The organism is Bacillus nitroreducens (genome assembly GCF_964021195.1).
This window is the reverse complement of the sequence record NZ_CAXHYI020000003.1, coordinates 3,072,648-3,090,561: the sequence shown is the minus strand read 5'-3', so window position 1 is coordinate 3,090,561 and position 17,914 is coordinate 3,072,648. Positions and strand designations below refer to the sequence as shown.

General features: G+C 36.8%; 13 protein-coding genes and 1 pseudogene. 1 reads left to right on the top strand and 13 read right to left on the bottom strand.

The window, feature by feature from the left end; all coding sequences use genetic code 11:
• Positions 1-14: 14 nt before the first annotated feature.
• Positions 15-926: a 1-phosphofructokinase gene (pfkB, locus tag ACWPVE_RS18925; RefSeq protein ID WP_453996081.1), complete on the bottom strand. Its 912-nt coding sequence runs from the start codon at positions 924-926 to the stop codon at positions 15-17.
• Complete coding sequence (locus tag ACWPVE_RS18920) at positions 923-1,678, bottom strand: DeoR/GlpR family DNA-binding transcription regulator (RefSeq protein WP_453996078.1); 756 nt, start codon at positions 1,676-1,678, stop codon at positions 923-925. Before ACWPVE_RS18920 ends, pfkB begins: the two co-directional genes overlap by 4 nt.
• A 538-nt stretch (positions 1,679-2,216) precedes the next feature.
• Between ACWPVE_RS18920 and ACWPVE_RS18915 the strand changes: the two genes are divergently transcribed.
• Complete coding sequence (locus ACWPVE_RS18915) at positions 2,217-3,452, top strand: IS110 family transposase (RefSeq protein ID WP_453996076.1); 1,236 nt, start codon at positions 2,217-2,219, stop codon at positions 3,450-3,452.
• 134 nt (positions 3,453-3,586) lie between these two features.
• On the opposite strand, the gene ACWPVE_RS18910 is transcribed toward ACWPVE_RS18915, so the two are convergent.
• The 11 genes and pseudogenes from ACWPVE_RS18910 to ACWPVE_RS18860 form a co-directional block, all read right to left on the bottom strand.
• Positions 3,587-4,036 (bottom strand): hypothetical protein, encoded by a 450-nt coding sequence (locus tag ACWPVE_RS18910; protein ID WP_453996074.1) that lies wholly within the window; start codon positions 4,034-4,036, stop codon positions 3,587-3,589.
• A gap of 61 nt (positions 4,037-4,097) precedes the next feature.
• Positions 4,098-5,138 (bottom strand): anti sigma factor C-terminal domain-containing protein, encoded by a 1,041-nt coding sequence (locus ACWPVE_RS18905; RefSeq protein WP_453996072.1) that lies wholly within the window; start codon positions 5,136-5,138, stop codon positions 4,098-4,100.
• Entirely contained in the window at positions 5,131-5,628 is a 498-nt protein-coding gene (locus ACWPVE_RS18900; RefSeq protein ID WP_453996070.1) for an RNA polymerase sigma factor, read from the bottom strand. The genes ACWPVE_RS18905 and ACWPVE_RS18900 overlap by 8 nt, the downstream gene beginning before the upstream one ends.
• A gap of 490 nt (positions 5,629-6,118) precedes the next feature.
• A complete protein-coding gene (locus tag ACWPVE_RS18895; RefSeq protein ID WP_453996068.1) occupies positions 6,119-6,295 on the bottom strand; it encodes a hypothetical protein in 177 nt (58 codons plus the stop codon).
• A gap of 190 nt (positions 6,296-6,485) precedes the next feature.
• On the bottom strand, positions 6,486-7,316 hold the full coding sequence (locus ACWPVE_RS18890) for a hypothetical protein (protein ID WP_453996066.1): 831 nt from the start codon (positions 7,314-7,316) through the stop codon (positions 6,486-6,488).
• A 425-nt stretch (positions 7,317-7,741) separates the two neighbouring features.
• Positions 7,742-7,942, bottom strand: a complete 201-nt coding sequence (locus ACWPVE_RS18885) for a histidine kinase (protein ID WP_453996064.1) — start codon at positions 7,940-7,942, stop codon at positions 7,742-7,744.
• Positions 7,943-8,266: 324 nt separating this feature from the next.
• Positions 8,267-9,736: pseudogene (locus ACWPVE_RS18880) on the bottom strand (IS1182 family transposase); the annotation flags it as partial.
• A 160-nt stretch (positions 9,737-9,896) separates the two neighbouring features.
• Complete coding sequence (locus ACWPVE_RS18875; protein WP_453996062.1) at positions 9,897-12,848, bottom strand: lamin tail domain-containing protein; 2,952 nt, start codon at positions 12,846-12,848, stop codon at positions 9,897-9,899.
• A gap of 443 nt (positions 12,849-13,291) precedes the next feature.
• Positions 13,292-14,569 (bottom strand): nickel-dependent lactate racemase, encoded by a 1,278-nt coding sequence (larA, locus tag ACWPVE_RS18870; protein ID WP_453996060.1) that lies wholly within the window; start codon positions 14,567-14,569, stop codon positions 13,292-13,294.
• A gap of 332 nt (positions 14,570-14,901) precedes the next feature.
• A complete protein-coding gene (locus ACWPVE_RS18865) occupies positions 14,902-16,836 on the bottom strand; it encodes a DNA/RNA helicase domain-containing protein (RefSeq protein ID WP_453996058.1) in 1,935 nt (644 codons plus the stop codon).
• Positions 16,837-17,451: 615 nt separating this feature from the next.
• Complete coding sequence (locus ACWPVE_RS18860) at positions 17,452-17,688, bottom strand: hypothetical protein (protein WP_453996056.1); 237 nt, start codon at positions 17,686-17,688, stop codon at positions 17,452-17,454.
• Positions 17,689-17,914: the final 226 nt, after the last annotated feature.

Below are 17,914 nucleotides of genomic sequence, written 5' to 3'. Positions count from 1 at the left end.
TGCTATTTTCCTTTCTATAGTTCTTTCACGTGTACTTGTGAAATCAATTCATTTATTTTTTCTTCGGTCGCTAATCCTTCTGAATAGGCAGTCGCACTACCAGCTGTTGCTCCATAACGGAATGCCTCCGTCACATCCTGATTTTTGGAATAGGAAGCGATAAAACCTGCCACAACAGAGTCCCCAGCACCTACTGAGTTCAAGAGTTTTCCTTCTGGAATGTTGGCGAAAAAGACGGTGTCTTTAACAAATAACAAACTACCTTTTTCCGCCATCGAAACGATGACATGCTGTGCACCCATTTCAATGAGCTTTTTCCCATAAGGAATCGCATCTTCTTCATCCTTTATTTCAACACCGAAAATCTCACCTAATTCGTGATGATTAGGTTTAATTAAAAACGGTTTATAAGGAAGTACTTCGACAAGTAAATCTCTAGTAGCATCCACCACTACCCTAACTTCCTTATCTTTTAAATTCTCAGCAATTTGTTGATAGAGTGTAGCTGGTAACGAAGACGGTATACTCCCCGCAAGCACGACCACATCACCTTTTTGCAGTTGATTGATTTTATCTAGAAGCTGCTCAAGTTCAGTCGATGTGATTTGTGGCCCTGCCCCATTAATTTCTGTCTCTACATCTGAATGAAGTTTTACATTGATTCTCGTGTCACCTTCAACCTTGATAAAGTCTGTCTTAATATTCTTTTCGGTTAGCGTATCAATCAGAAATTTGCCAGTAAATCCGCCAACAAACCCTAAAGCAACACTCTCTACCCCAACATTTTGTAAAACAGTGGATACATTGATTCCTTTTCCGCCTGGACTTTTTCGATCGGTTTTAATACGATTCAGTTCACCGACTTTAAATTCATCCAACTCGATAAAATAATCAATCGAGGGATTTAATGTAACTGTGTAAATCATGTTGTCACAACCTTTATGTTGATATGTTCCTGATAGGATGTAAGCTCATCCTTTGTTAATCCATCATCTGTAATTAAAATAGCTTCCGTTATTGAAGAGATTTTTGAAAAAGAAACCTCATTAAATTTCGTGTGATCAGCCAAAATATATGTTTCCTTCGCTAGCCCCATCGCTGTTTGTTTGATTAGTGCTTCTTCTGGATCAGGGGTAGTATAGCCATATTTCAAATCAATCCCATTCACTCCTAAAAAGCACTTATCAAATCGGTAAAGGTTCAAGCTTGATAATGCCCGAGAACCGATTAATGCTTTTGTACTCGGTTTCAAGACACCACCTATGAGATAGGTTTTTATCCCTTTTTCAAGTAAAGGTTCGATCAAGTTTACTCCATTTGTCACCACAGTAAGTCCATCGTGGTCAAGATACGGAATTAATTCCTGCGTGGTTGTCCCCGCATCTAAATAAATCGAATCGCCATCTTGAATAAGCTCTGAAGCATATTTTGCTATTGATTGTTTTTCTACTATATTCTTTGCAGTTTTTTCTAAATAACTCGGTTCCAATTGGCTACCATGGATGAGTGACGCTCCACCGTGAACCCTTTTTAACTTGTTTTCATTTTCAAGTTGTACTAAATCACGACGAATCGTTGATTCCGACGAATTTGTTCGTTCAATTAGTTCTTGGAGTTTCACAACCCCATTTTCTCTAAGTAACGCTAAAATAAGCTGATGTCTTTCTGGAGTTAACATCATGTCACTTCCTTAATGGATTGTACTCTCATTATTATATTGAAACAGTCATTACAAATCAATCAAAATCATTCACTTTCAATCAAAAACATCCACAAGTAAATTTTCCCTCTATAATATAGTGTTATTTATATAGATAGAAGATAATTGCTAAGGGTTTGTATAGATACCATAATGGTACCCATATAAAAAACCCTCTACTCCCGTTAGAAATAGAGGGTTCGTATAAAGTTTTATGCCCAAATGTTATTAATCGTTTGGTCCCTATTTAAATCTACCCGTTCGTATTATAAGGTTAGCCAGAATGCTAAATATTTCTGGTTGACCATTTTTTATATGGTTTTATTATAACAGTAGCCAGGGTAGAACGTATCTGCCCGTGGGGCTTGACCCCGTCAGCTAAACCGTTCACCCCCTACTTGTAGAAACATGATTGAGGCTGGTTGGGACTTTGATCTCGAATAACAAGCGAAGCTGTGACACTGCATGGAGGATTAGGGGTTACTGGCAAACTACTTATTTTAGGAGGAGAGATAGTATGAATCCAGTCGTTGGTCTGGATATTTCAAAAGGAGAAAGTCAGGTTCAAGCATTTTTAGATAAAGGCAAACCATATCGTAAGAGTTTCAAAGTTTCTCATACTCTTGAAGGACTTAACTCACTTGTAGAGTTTCTTGAGGAAATAAAAAGAGAGTCTGGAAAGAAGCCTTCTGTAATTTTAGAAGCTACTGGGCATTATCAAACTCCAGTTGTTCAATATTTGGAGGAGCGAGGGTATTTACTGATTATCATCAATCCATTGATTTCATATAAGGCAAGAGCATCCAGTTTAAGAAAAGTAAAAACAGATGCCATTGACGCTTATCTTCTTTGTGAATTGTTCTATAAGGAGGAGTTAGAGCCGTATAAAAAGCGTGGAGTCCAATTATTAAACCTTCGGAACCTCACAAGACAACATGAAAATATTACGGGCGTTATGATACAGACCAAGCTACAATTTCAGGCAGTGCTTGAACAAGTATTTCCCGAATATAAAGGGGTTTTTGGGGATTTATATTCGATGGTGTCACTTTTAACTCTTTTAGAGTTCCCCTCTTCAGAGGATATTTTGGGTACTAGCGAAGAATTAATTACAGATAAAATAAATGATTTTTGTAAGAGTCGCTCAAGCAGGTGGGCAAAGGAAAAGGCTAGTCAACTTAAGGCTGCGGCGGCTCGTAATCCCTTTGAAAAGACAATCTATCGAAGCCATATTTTAAGCCTTGGTATGTATATAAAAATGATTCTTCAATACAAAGAGCACCTATCAAAGTTAGAGTCGGAGATAGATGCCCTCGCTAAAGAAATTGAAGAATATAATATTATCAAATCTATCCCTGGCATCGGAGAAAAAATCGCCGCCACGATTATTTCAGAAATTGGAGAGATAGATCGATTTAATCATCCTAAAAAGCTAGTAGCTTTCGCTGGAGTTGATCCCAGTGTATTCGAATCTGGTAAATTTTCTGCCACTAGAAATCGGATTACAAAACGAGGATCTAGCAGGCTTCGTCACGCATTATTCATGGCAGTTCGTTGTGCAATTCGAGATTGTCGTAAAAAGAAAACGACTGATGAGATCATCCCTCGAAACAAAAGAATGCGAGAATTTTATGATAAAAAACGAGAAGAAGGAAAACCATTTAAAGTAGCTGTCATCGCTTGCGTAAATAAGCTCTTACATTGGATTTATGCCTTATTAAAAAACAAAACATCCTTCCAAGATATAGCTTAAAAACTATATCTATCTAACTAAACCAAAACCTTCCAAAAAGGTATTAATGGAGGGTTATTTGGCATGCACATTTTTAGTATACCATGGCTAATTTAAACTTTTTATTGAAAAATATTGACAAACTATTAGCTGGTTTAGCTAAAAAACATTAGACCAATTAACGTTCCAAGACCTGTTTCCCAAACGAATAAAAAGAGGACCATGATGAAAAACCAAGACATTCGCCATATCTTGTTGAGACGTGCAAACTGGAGAAAATAAAATATACCCCAAAATACATAGGACATCCCAGTAGCAAACCACGAATAAGGCTCTATTCCACCTTCACTCATTCCAGCGCCAAATAAGGCGATTGTGTTAAACGCAAATAACATAAACAAAAAGATAAAGTTGTTTATATGAAATGTTTTGTTATTCAGGTCTCCTATAAACAAGATTGACACCATGAGTATCAACATCCCTAAAAATATAAAAGGAAAAGCAAGACTCGTAATCGTTCCACCTGTATCGTTTATCATCAGAACAATACCAAGTACAGTGACCCCGACACCCATAACTGCCAGTATTTTCCCTGTTTTAATCAATTTATTGATTTCAACACACCTACCTTATAATCGTTATCATCTCGGATATGAGTGAGACAGCTTAATATAATGAAGTTGTTGCTCCAATCGTTGACGCTCTCATAATGCCTAGGTCTGTAAACCGCTCCAACTCTTCTGGTGTTCCCGTCACAACTGCACCTATAATTCGGATGTCATCGACTGTTGGGAAGGAGTTTTTCTTTATTCCATTCGCAATCTCTTGTGCTTCTGATTGATACTTTCCTTCTTTGCTTAAATCTTCAATCGCATATAAAAAGTATTGCGCATGCTGAATAAATCCTTCATCCTTTACTTGAAACCCATTCGCTGAAGCTCCTGACAGCGTTCGATTGCCATAAATATTATTACGAAGATCCGTCGTTTCGATTAGCTCTTTTTGTGTATCATTCGCATCAGACCAGTCCATCTCTTGCTTTTCAACTTGAGCCTCTGTATTTACCCAAAGCCAGTTCACATCTTCTGAGCCCATCAACTCTTCTAATTCCTTCAGTGTATATGGTTTATCAAATGAGAGGGCAACTTCTGCTAGGGTGTTTTCATCCAAATTTGTGGCAATCTCTAATTCATTAGGTAAGTAGTCGTATTTTACGTGAGGGTAGTAAAATTCTACTTCTCTTTCACCATTAAAACTATTGTAGTGTACAAATCTGTTCAATTTATCACTGAAGCCACTCGATTCGACAGAACGAGGATTATCTATCACCTTTTTCGATCCAAGGGCAGGAATTTGCTCTTTAATTGTATTCCAAATAATCGTCCGATCCCCGATTGTTTTTTCGATCCATACTTGAGAGGTAGCATTCAGAAAACCATACGTAAAACTTTTATCTCCACTTCTATACACATTCGCACCTTTAATCTCACTCAAAATTTGTTCATCATTGTCATTTATAATTCTTTTTTGAAGAGCATACGAAGCACCTAGATAAAGGGCATACAAGATTAATAACGTACTTAATGAACCAATGATAAAAAATTTGATTGTTTGTCTTCTTTTTGCCTTTCTAACGGATTGTTGGAAGGTTGGTTTTGTAACAAAATCTAGTTCCTCGCTATGATCGTTTGATTTATTATCACTCATCATAAAACCTCCTGTATATTTTTCCAAATTGGATGCGCGCTCGATATAACGATGTTTTTACCGTACCTATCTTCATATCAAGTATGGAAGAGATCTCTTCATATTTTAAGTTCCAGACATATTTAAAGACTATTAATTCCTTGTATTGTGGCTTTAGCTCATTTAACACGCGTTCAATATCCGACCAATTTTCTTTTGAAAGTAAAATATCTTCTGGCAAATCTTCTGACAGCAACGTAATCTTGTCGTCCAGAAGATCAAATTGAATCCGTTTATTCTTTCGATATTGGTCAAAATAAAAATTTAACGCAACTCGAACTAGCCAGCTCCTAATTTTTGATGTTTTTATAGAATCATAGTACAGCAAAAAACGATATGCCGTTTCTTGCACTGCATCCTGAGAATCCTCATGTTTAATCCCCAATTTTCGTAAATATCGATATACAAAATTCAGTTCAGCATTTAATTCTTTTAGATCCGGATCAGTCATCGTAACCACCTTCCACCAATAAGACGGGGAACGTCTAAAAAAGTATACAGAAATGCAGAAAATTAATTTCTAATTTGTAAAAGCTAGAAACACGTAGTTTGCATCTTTTAACGCTAGCACAATACTATTCCACAAAAAGGTAGACGAAGTCCTCTCATTCACTACGTCCCCCCCATTTTCCGCTCTCAATACTGGACAGATCTTGAAAACAAGCTCGATTCTGTCCAAAAAATAGTTGTTGTTTCCTTTATCTTCCCACACAATATGAATCTTGTGTATAATTTTACCAATTTAACAGCCTATTTCTACAGCGCTACTAGATGATTTATTTATAAAATCCGTGTGATGACCATGAACTTGTTATTTAAATTTGAAGATATTACGTTAATAACGAAAAACAGTGCTAGAAAATCGTAGCACTGTTTTAAAATCGAAATATTTATTTGCAAAACAAATTGATGGACTCTGCCACCAACACTTTGACATATCCTCATCTTATCAATTCATACGTATTAAACTCGCCCTCTGGTGCGGTGTTAAAATAACTTGTTCCATTAATGTCATACCGAACTGCATATGTAATGCCACCACCGCCATCACGAATTCCCTTGATTTGGACCGATCCAGTAGAGGGTACCATGAATTCCTTTGGTTTATGCTGAATCATAAATGCCTCCGAAATGGGTGTCCCATCTACCAAAACTTGAACATAGTCTCCATCCTCTGCTGCATAATCCCATTAGTTGGCTTCTCACCTTTTCACGTAGTTGAGTAAGAGCTCTTTTTGCCAATTGCTTGATTTCTTCATTTGTATATGGATCCAGATGAATGAGATCGCCTATCGACTCGATAAATTTTTAACCCGTAACATCTGATAAGCTTTGCTCAGACTTCTCATACAGAAAAACAAAATATTTTTCATTCGCATAGATTTCACTAATCGATTGTTGTAGTAAGGCTCCTGTCGCCTCGATCAACTTATTTTTATCCATGATATAACGTGCTGGTAGTGTATACTTGCCATCTATGGTGAGTTGCGCGATTGCATCGAGCACTTTTGATGGTGCTTTATCGATGTTTTCAAATAAGACGATATCTGATTTGGCATATAAACATTTGTATAAGTCCGTTAAGAATAATTGAAATTCAGAGTCTGTCGTATAGGACGAGAGATCCATCACGGAAACCGTTTCCTGCTTGAGTACTTTATGTTGCTTGAGTAACTCAGCGATAAACGCTATACTTTGCTTTCTGCCAGACCCAGGATGACCAAATAGAACGAGTGAATTTTTCGGTTTGTTTTTTGGCATCCCCGTCACAAATGGCCGCTTAAACGAAAGGCATAGTTCATCCAAATAACAGGTTTGGCCAATCATTTTTCTACCGATATCATGACGAATCGATTGAAAAATTGTATCTAGTTGTTCACTCTGTAAGGTTGGCTGTGTATCTTTTCGAGTCGCCTGATGATGATTTGTTGATTGATTGCGAACAGCTGGGATCCCTTCTGACATAGCAGGTGTTGAAGGAGATGGTCTACCTTGATTTTGCCTGACTTGCCCATCCGAACGAGTCCGTGTTTTAGGAATTACCCCTTCCTTATTGATCCATCCATGCCTTTTAATACTCTGAACCACTTGCCACTCTGGGAATAAAAACGTAAGGATTTCTTTTACATTCCAATTCATGATCTGGATCACCTATCATTTTGTCATACGTTCCACTGGTCGAAAGCCCTTTGTCTTTAAATGGTCGATATGATGCTGGAAATTTTCCATCGCATCAGAAGGATCAAGTCGTGCAACGTTTAGTCTGTCCAAAAGGGAAACAAGGGGACGGTTCTTCTGTTCCCCTATTTTTTTCCAGGATATAATTTGTTTTAATTCCATAAATAATGCAGCAATTTTAAGCCTTTGGACTCCACCTTTTACTCATATATGGATTCTTTAAATATGAATAAACGCTCACTCCTTATTTAAAGGGTAACTGCTTTTTAGTGAATTATGCAGGAACTAGAAATATAATGCTCTCACCCACGCAAAAAGGAGCTGTCATGTCGACAACTCCTTTCAACTATTTTACCTATTCCTATAACAGTATGTAATTGTAGTGCCTACTTCTTAGAAGGTTTCTTTTCTTCGTTTTCTGGAAAAAGAAAAAATGAAATGAGTCCCGAAAATAAGGCAGCTCCTGCCGCTATCATAAATCGTGTTCCTGATTCTATTTCTGAATAATCCTTATTCAGCATCCAAATGGCTAAAACTAAAACCAACGCCATGATTGGAATGACAAGTGTAAACCTCTTTAATTTCAACGCTTAACTCTCCTTTTGTTAAATTGCACGTAAATGGACTTACTTTAGGTACATCAATTATAACATAGAGAGTTTTGAAACAATGAAACAAGGGGACGGTTCTTTCGTTTCCCTATTTTCTTCCATAATATGAAGATGTAGACTGCAAATAAGGGATGAAACACTAGAACCGTCCGAGACCAGTGAAAAAGTAGAGGTTTTTTTCACTCCCACTCCCATTTCTTCGAAATTTTAAAATTGACTACCAAAAATGGGATTATTTTTATTGAAACTTATTATTATGAGGGGGGTCGGTGTTCCATTCCCCCTTTATTTAACTGATGAAGCGGATGCAATAGCTGCTATCCGCTTCAAGTTAACTGCTATGGCAGCCAATTTAGATTGTTTAGACACACTTAATAGACCATACCCCCTGGCTCGGGAGAGGCCGTGAAAACGTTTGAGCTCCGCATTCTTACCTTCGATAGAAGCCCTCTTCTTATATTTTTCTTTAAACTCCTCTGACTTCTGAAATTGTGATATTTCATAAAACTCAGTGGTGTTTTTTCCGACGACAAGGATTCTTCTTGCTGATTTTTTTGCGCATTGGTCATGTAAAGGACAGGTCTTACATTGCTTAATATCGAAATAATATTTATACCCTGTTCTATCACCGTCTTTATTTTTAGTGTTAAAATGTTTCTTCTGAATGGTTGTATTTCCTTGGCTACACTGCCACTCATCAGAGTCTTTGTTATATGTAAATTCACTTTCATCTATTCTATATACAACGGAACTCACAGGAATATAAGCCTTTGCTTCAAAGACTTTAATTTCATCCAAAATTGATTTTCTAAAATATGCTTTATCTGCGTAAACTTCTTTTACCTTAATACCAGAAGATAAAGTGTCATTCAACATTTCATTTGTAAAATTGCCATCCATATAAGATCCGCTGGCTGTACGAACAGAAGTGATAATTCGTTCGTCTGTTGTCATAACAAATTCGGTTTTATAGCCAAAAAAATCTTGGGACTTACTTTTGCGTCCAACCCGAGCATCTTCATCTATAACGGAGCGAACACCTTTTTGCTGCATAAATTTTGGATCGTTAATAATCTCTTTTGTCTTTTTGATCATTTCATTGGTATTTGATTCTGTAGGAGTTACCTGCTTTTCTACACATTCAATCACCCTATCAACGTACTCTTTCATAACAGACTTCGCTTCTTTATGATCCTCAATTTCCATATATTCTGGTTCTGCAGGCAAGTCAACAGGAACCTGGCCAGTTTCTTCTTCTAGTGCTTTAAGGACTTTTCGTGCTAAATGTTTCATCAGTCTTTCAGGTGTTTTCTTAATAGTATTTGCTTCAATGTGTGTTGCGTCAATACTGACACTGTTTCCTTTAATAAGCCCTTTGTCCACACATTGTTCAACAATGTGTGTCAAAATCTTATCCAAAGGTTTATCATCTGGAAACCGTTTTGTTCTAAACTTTGATAGTAGACTTTTATCGGGAAGTGTATCTTCGGGGTCAAGACCAAGAAAATACAAATAAGCTAGATTATAGCTAGCTTCATCAATCAACCTCTCGTCAGAGAGGTTATACATTTCCTGAAGGAAAAGGAGTTTACACATTAACTCAGGTTCTTTTGCCGGTCTTCCAAAAGTTTCGCAATAATATTCCTTAAGTATTTCATTAATAAAACTAAAATCTATTATACTAACTATCCTTTTAAGGATATGATTTTCCGGAATTTTATCGTATAATACAGAATGAAAGCTATATTGCTTTGGCACTAGTCGAAGCATATGAAAAACCCCCTATGGTTTGGTGTCTAGTCAACATCCATTATACCATTTAGGGGGTTTTTCATGTTTGGAAAACCGAATGACTTTCAACTTTTTATAAAAAGCTGATTTAACTAAAAATTTTATGACTTTTTCAGTGGTCTCGAACCGTCCCTGCGTTCTACGCTTCTTTTTTTCTTCTTGCAAAGATAAATAGGCCAACGCTTGTTCCGATCATGAGTAATCCCGCAACTATCAAGTTATAGATTGATGTAGCTGTTTTTGGTAGTTTATTATCTGCTCTGTTATTCTTCTCTTCTTCGTTTTGATCATTATTATTTACTTTTTCATTGTCATTGTTTGTTGCGTCATCTTTTGTATCTTGATTATTTTTATCTTGGTTGTTGTCTGGTTTCGTTGGTTCTGGCTTCTCGATATCGTTACCATCATTGCCTGGATTGTCAGAGTCATCCTTTTCTTGATAGTCGGAGTAAATCGAGCCGATTGATAATGAGCCAAATTTTTCTCCATCTTTGAAGCGATAGACTGGTCTTTGGCCGTCTTTTGTAAAGCTTGCCTCTGCAATCGCAAATCCTTCATTATTGGCACTCGTGTCTACGCCACTTGCTGGTAGGACATGAACGATTTCTGGTTGTTTTTCTCCTGTAAATGATAGTTTTGCTGCACGATTGTCAAATCCATTATCCGCCACTACCCACAATGCCTTTTCATATGTGTCAAAATCTAGAGCCATCGCCCCACCAAGCTTTGAGTCAAGATCTGCTATTTGTACTGCACTTCCATCTTCATATAACACATAAGCATATACATGTCCATTATCTTCTAATGCCACAAAGAACACACCATTTGAAATCGCATTTGGATAACGACTTGCATCAAACAAGGCATTCGTATTTTGGTCAAAAAGCTTACCATTCATATCTTCGTTTGAGACCCATTCTACAGCTTCAATTCCCATATTGGCAGAAACCTGTGGTAACGACGTGGTTAAATCCCACTCTTGTAACGCAACTAGATCCTCGCCCTCTTTACGGGGATCCACTACTAAAATTGTATTATGGTTTACACCCTTTACACTGTTATCACGTTCAGATGCAATATAAACAAAACCTTCACCATCTACCGTGATTCCTTCTGCGTCTGGTCCCGCTGCTCTTGGATTATCAGCATCATGTTGGAAGCGAACACGTTTTCCATTTTCAAAACCTTTCGCGAACGTTAACTCTCCATCTTTTGAAACGTCTAAAATCCAAAACCTACCTGTTCCATTATCCACGGCATATAATTGGTCATTAAAGAAATCCAGGCCCGAAGAATCTTCTAAAAATGTAGGTTCTTCGTCAAAAATGACCACTTCATCCTTACCAGGCCATGCTAGGATGTCAGGGATACCTTCAAATTTATTCGGTGCACCTGGGGTTTCTTGCTTCGTATTTCGATATTCATTTCCCTTCACATCTGGATACAATCCCCAAGTCGGATTTGTATGTTCTGGCCATGTTGCACTACTAATTAAACGTTCATTTTCAAATAGACGAACAGAATCGTTTTTTCCTAGACCAAACCCAAAGATTTCTTCTGTTAGGACTAAAAATCCATGAGCTGGAATTTTGCTACCTTCAGGGAACACATATTGATGTGTATCATCACTATCTTTCATAACAATTCCAGAAATATCTATTTCTTCCCCTGTTGGATTCGCAAGCTCAACCCAATCTGAACCTCCGTTCGGATCTTTTGACTGTACTTCATTCACAATCACAGGATTTGTTACAATATTTGCTTTTCCCTTCGTCGAAGATGGGAACTCGATCAATTCACCTGTTCCATCTGGAATACGTGCATACACACCGTTCGCATGAAATTCCCACGAATATTCGGCAATGGCTACACCATCTTTATTAAAAATCGTCACTTGATCAGCTTTCCCTAAACCAAATGTAAAGTCTTTATTCCCATCAAACACATAAAATTCCCCTGGTTGAAGAATAGTTCCATCAGCCACTGGGGTGATATCTAAAGCATGTCCTACTGGATCATTATCATATAAATACCAACCAGAAATATCGACAGCTGTTGATCCTACATTATAAATTTCAACCCAATCTGTTTCATCATCGTTAGACTCGACCTCATTGATGACAATCTGAGGGTGATACCAATCGTTTTTAGAACCCTTTGTTTCTTTCATTAACACAAACGAACCTGTCCCATCTGGGTATCGTCCGAAAGATGCTAACGCTGCATCACCTTCGTAGCTCGCATGTTCTGACCAAGAATAATCATCGAGTAAATTTCCTTCATTGTCATATAAACGAATGGAATCTCCTGAACCAATTCCAATTGCTGCCTCGAATTCACCAGCAACAAACGTATCTGTTTGATCATCATAGATCTGACCGAGTGTATTTGCATCTACCACAAACAATTCACCTGGTTGTAGTTTTGTTCCTTCTGCAAATTTCCAACGGTGGTCATCCGAATTATCACGAATCTCATAACCAGATAGATCCATCTCATCTGTTCCTAGATTCATAAGCTCTACCCAATCATCTGGCGAAGAGTTAATCTCATTAATTACTAATTTATGTTTAGGTAATTCTTCTTTTTCAACAATATTTAACTCGCCTCTGGTCGGTTCCTGATCGACAAATTCACCCTTACCATCTGGCACCCTTGAATATGTACCAACTGCATGACCTGAATATGTATATGAGTCCAGTAAGTTTTCATAACGATCATACAAAGAAACTGTATCATTTTTCCCTAATGAGAGATTACCTAACACCACATCATGTTCCACAACAAGAATTTCACCAGGTTTTAAGGTCGTGCCATCCTGAATCCGCCATTCCTCTTGATCTGCCAATCGCTCTAGACCTTTATTATCCGTAACAAACCATCCACTGATATCAATCTCTCGATCACCCGTATTCATAATCTCAATCCAATCGATATCTGTAACCGTATCATTGGATTCAATTTCATTAATAAAAACAGGATTCTCTACCTCTGATGCTTGTACACCTTGCACTGGCGGTAACACAGACAATGCTATAGATGCACTTAAAAATGTACTTAAAACTCCCCTTTTTCTTTTCCTGCTACTCATCTCCACAACTTCCTTTACATTTAATATTGTTGAGGTAGCGCTTCTGAGACGCCACACAAGACCCTATTCTAAACGATCTTTGTAAACCCCAAACATGGATTTATGTAAAGAATCAGTAAATTGTGGGTGAAACAGGAGGAAACAAGGGGTGAGACAGGGGGACGGTTCTCCTGTTTCCCTATTTTTTCCACATATTAATGAAGATGTATGTCTTAAAAAAAGAGATAGAATACTAGAACCTTCCCTCTGTTCTATCCTGTTCTAGATCTTATCAAAAGATAAACTGTAAATAAAAAATGGGTGCTTATCCTTGTTAAAGGACAGCACCCATTACCAGGAAACAAACGGACGGTTCTCTTGTTTCCCTATTTATTTCCACATTTTTACGGAGATGTAGACTGCAAATAAGGGATGAAACACCAGAACCGTCCCTGCGTTCTAAATTAGCTAACTACTACACTCTCATTCACGTAAGGAATTGTGAGAGGTCCCATTGGCAGTACAGCTACGGACATATTTTCTCCATACTTTTTCTTTAACTTCTCGATGGTCGCTTCAATCGAGTTGGTATAGTTTAGCATAGCGCTTTCAATTTGCTCCTTTGAAAGCTTAGAATACACATAGACATCCGCCCATGTTTGAATAAGTGCTTGCTTCTGAACCTGCCATTGGTCATGCATTTCAAATTTAGGGTCATTGATGATTTCTAAAAGCTCTTGAGGTCTACTTGCTAGACCAAATATTTTACTATAGTTCCCAAAGTCAGGTAGACCATCTGAGCATTCAGCAGCAACAATAATGGAGCCACCTTTTTTAACGATCTTTTGTGCAGCACTCATTCCTTTTACAGCTTGATATAGGTTTTGATCTAGTGGATAGCCTGAGTTAGACGTAATGACAACATCAAACCTTTCCTCACATTGGACCATTGAGTGTTCTTTTACAAATTCACAACCGATCTCATGGGCTTTAAATAATTCACCTGCAAAGATTTGCGTGATTTCCTTCTCTTTATTAAGCGTTACATTTAGCATAAAATCAGGTTTACACATTCTGTTGATTTCTCTGGTCATTTCCTGAAGTGGATTATCGTCCATATTGCCCCATGTTGAGCGAGGATCTCCTATCATTTTGGCATTATGAAACGTTAAAATCGTTTCAATTCCAGCAATACCAGGCATGATCCCTTTTGGTCCCCCAGAAAACCCAGCAAAAAAGTGGGGCTCAATGAATCCCGTTACAATTCGAAAGTCGGCTTCCACATACTCTTTGTTTAAGTACACATCGCAGCCAAACTTACTCTTTCCGAGATTAACGAGTGAATCTTTATCATGACACCTATTATTAATGATTCGGATATTATCGACTACCCATTCACCTAGCATCTGAACGAACTCTTCCCTGGTTTGATCTCGGTGAGTCCCAGTTCCATTGATGATGACAAAGTTCTCTAATGGAACATGCTTCAATTCTTTGATCAGCTCTGGCACAAGTTTATGATTAGGTGTTGGTCTCGTGATGTCACTGATTACAATCGCAACGGTATCCGTAGCTTTCACCATTTCTTTTAATGGCGGACATCCAATTGGGTTTCTTAATGCCTCTCTTATTGCCTCAAGGTCATCTTTAATGCCTTTGAGATTACGTGGTTCAATTATGACAGACTGATCGGGTACGTCTATTTGTATATTATTTTCACCGTAAAGTAATGTCGTTTTCATGACATGACTTCCCACCTTTCAAACGAATTTTTATGTAAAAAATAATTTTGCTGCTTTGAAAGTGATTCACCAAATAAAGTGTATCTCTTTCAACTAGTAATCTATTACCTTAATATTACCCTAGTTGCCAAATTATGAAAAGGTTTCCAATATTCCTAAACACATGGCAATGGCTTTCGTTACAACCTTGATTACCACTAATTTATCCACCATATTAAATTTCACAATAAAAAACACCCTATTTCGCTAGTTTACGTCTAACAAACAGGATGTATTTCATTAGTAGATATAGTATTATAAAAAGCACTTTAGTAATTATATTGAAAAAAACTTTAGTAACTTTCTTTCTCCTCAGCAACCTTCAAGTTTCCACATTCCTTTTCACTATACATTCTTTCCCTCATCAATCGAGATTTTAGATACTCTTCCAATTTCTTATCGGTACAAAATACATAACACCCTTTTTGCCCTCTGGTCATTAAGGTCCGATACGTATTTCGTATAATTTTATCTGCTACTTCTTGTGCTTCTTCAGGTTTTTCTTTTAGCATTTTCTTAATACCTTTGAGGGATTGATCCGTTTTGGCACGTTTTGTGAAATCCGTGACAATTTGTCCGTTTTCATAGCGCAAATCATCACCAATAATAACTCCGACATAATCAAATTCTAATCCCTGACATGTGTGTATACAACCTGCTTCATGGACAGAATTTTCATCAATTGCCCATGTAGTCGAGCTCTCAAGATTCCAACTAATTCCGAAATTATATTCCTCTATTTTAATATCATGGTATCTCGAATTTGTACGATTTTGCTTTGGCCATTCCCAGCAATAACCAGATACGATTCGGGATTTATTATTAATTTTATTTTTCTTTTCAATCTCTTTCTTCAATTCACTAGGATCAGAGAATATCTTAAAATCATAATCCAACCCCATATCATTGGCATTAGCTGTTTCTCGAATTTGCAAAACATCATCGAGCCAAGCAATATAACCGTCTGAACCATCACATCTAAACTGTGAAGCGAGAACTCCTGAAGTTATTTCTGCACCATATTCTCTTGCAAACTTTTTTATCATTTCAACACTACCAATATCCTTCAACGTTACACGTTGATTTTCATCAATGAAAAAGATTGCGGTCCTTGCTGCATGAATGATTTCTTTGACTTGGTTCTCTCCCATGTTTTGGTACATACCTGATTTTTCATTTAGCCGATGAGCTTCATCAACAATCAATACATCTAATTCATCTTGTTCGGATTCTGTGTAACTTCCAGAACCTTTAAATAGGTTATCGATTCTTGTTTTTCTAAAATCACCTTTTAATTTAGTTGAATATACATTTCGCGGAGCAGAGTTTTTCGTAACATACTGACAAGTCATTGCTTTATTTGTTAATTCTACTAATAAATTGATAGCCAGGACAGATTTTCCTGTACCTGGTCCACCTTCAATAATCATTACTTGTTTGGTATCTGTTTTAATTGCCCTCTTCGCTAATTGAATTGCCGTTTCATAAAACACTTTCTGCTCGTCAATCATGACAAATTCCTGGTTACCCTTTAACATATTAGATAAGGCATCTTGTAACGATTTTGAAGGTCTGATTCTTCCTTGTTCGATTTGATATAAAATATCTTTTTGATCACCATATTTGATGTATTTTTTAATAAAATTTCGAAGTTTCTCGACCTCACCTTTAGCATACACTGGTGCTAGATTTAAATAATATTCATAATGTTTATCCGTCAATGGATCATCATTTTCACGAATTCGATAATTATGTAAATAAGCACAAGGCTTAAGTTGAATTAACTGTTCTTGTACATTTTCATTATAATCTTCAATTAATGCCGCATAAGACCATGCTTGATAAGACGGATGTGTTACTTCATGCAAACCACGATTTAATGCTGTTTTAACAATCGCCTCTTTCCCTTCTACCTTTTGAACTTCTGACCATTGTTTCAGTTCAACTATCACAATAGAATCTTTCTCACCATCATGCCCTGATAGGAGAAAGTCGACTCTTTTTGAGGTATATGGAATTTTATATTCAATTGCAACTCCTGCATCATTTGGGATGGAAGGATCATTCAAAACTCGGTACATATGGAGCATTGAATTATCCCAAGAGCGAATTTCAGATTCACTCGTCCGTCCAAGTTTCAATTCAAATTGAGTTAATATATGAGAAACAAGTATATCTTTATCAACATGATCGAGGAATTCTTGTTTATTTGCTTCATAGACGATCATTTAAGGACCTCCGTAAACATAAGTACTTTAGTAATATGTATATTCTACCATATATTTAATGTACTTATTTTATTGTGAATTGAAATAGGCAGAGTGCCAAAAATAGCACTCTGCTAGTATTTCATATTTGATACCGGTGGTCGGGGTCAAAGTAAATCTTTATTGATTTTACATAAAGTATAACTTAGGGATGATGAAAAATTGAGAAACTCACCAACCTCATCTGATTTTGCCCCCTACTCTATCAAGGTCGAGATCGGATTTTCCCTTTCAGATACTAATACCATTTTTTCCATTAATTTGATTACCTTTACACTTAGATTCAAATGATCTCTTTAACTCTCCAAACAACAATGGCTCTGCCAATCGTCTAAGTGACGATAAAGATATGCTTTTTTGTTTTGGGAAATGTTTGTTTAATTCTACTGTTGAGACAATATAGAATTCCCACTGGGTTGTATCGATTGGATTGACTTTTTCAGGATCTTTTTCTTTTAACAGACAGAAGACGTATATATCTGCTGTTCTTGTTGAATCAGTGCTGTATGTATTTGTTTCATAGCTGTATTCCTTTTTAAGTCCAATATTGTATCTAATATTGGAATGTGTTCCGTTTTACCATGCCTGGATGTATGCTGCTGATTTTACTTCTATTTTAGTGTCTTTATATTTCAAGTCATATGAGTCCCATTCAATTCTAGATCCGTTTTGAGCACCGATTGCAGCACCAACTAAGAATTCGCCAAATACCCCTCTTAATGAATTAGTAAGTATATCTGTGAAACCCCATTGCCAAAAATCTAAAACTGTTAGTTCCGTTCCATGTATTTTGGTATCAGGTTCAAGAGCCAATTTTCTATTCGTATCTAAACCCTTCCAATTTAAGATGATTACATTCTGTAGTTTCCCAAAACATTCCTTTTTTATTTGACTTTACATTAGGCAGAAATTTAATGAAGAAGGATGGAAAAAGTGAGTTTGAATACAGTTCCTTGTCAAATAAGAGATTAAAGGTTGAGGTTTATAGGGGGAATTATCCTAACAAAAATTTGATTTGACAGTTTTTACAAATTTAAAT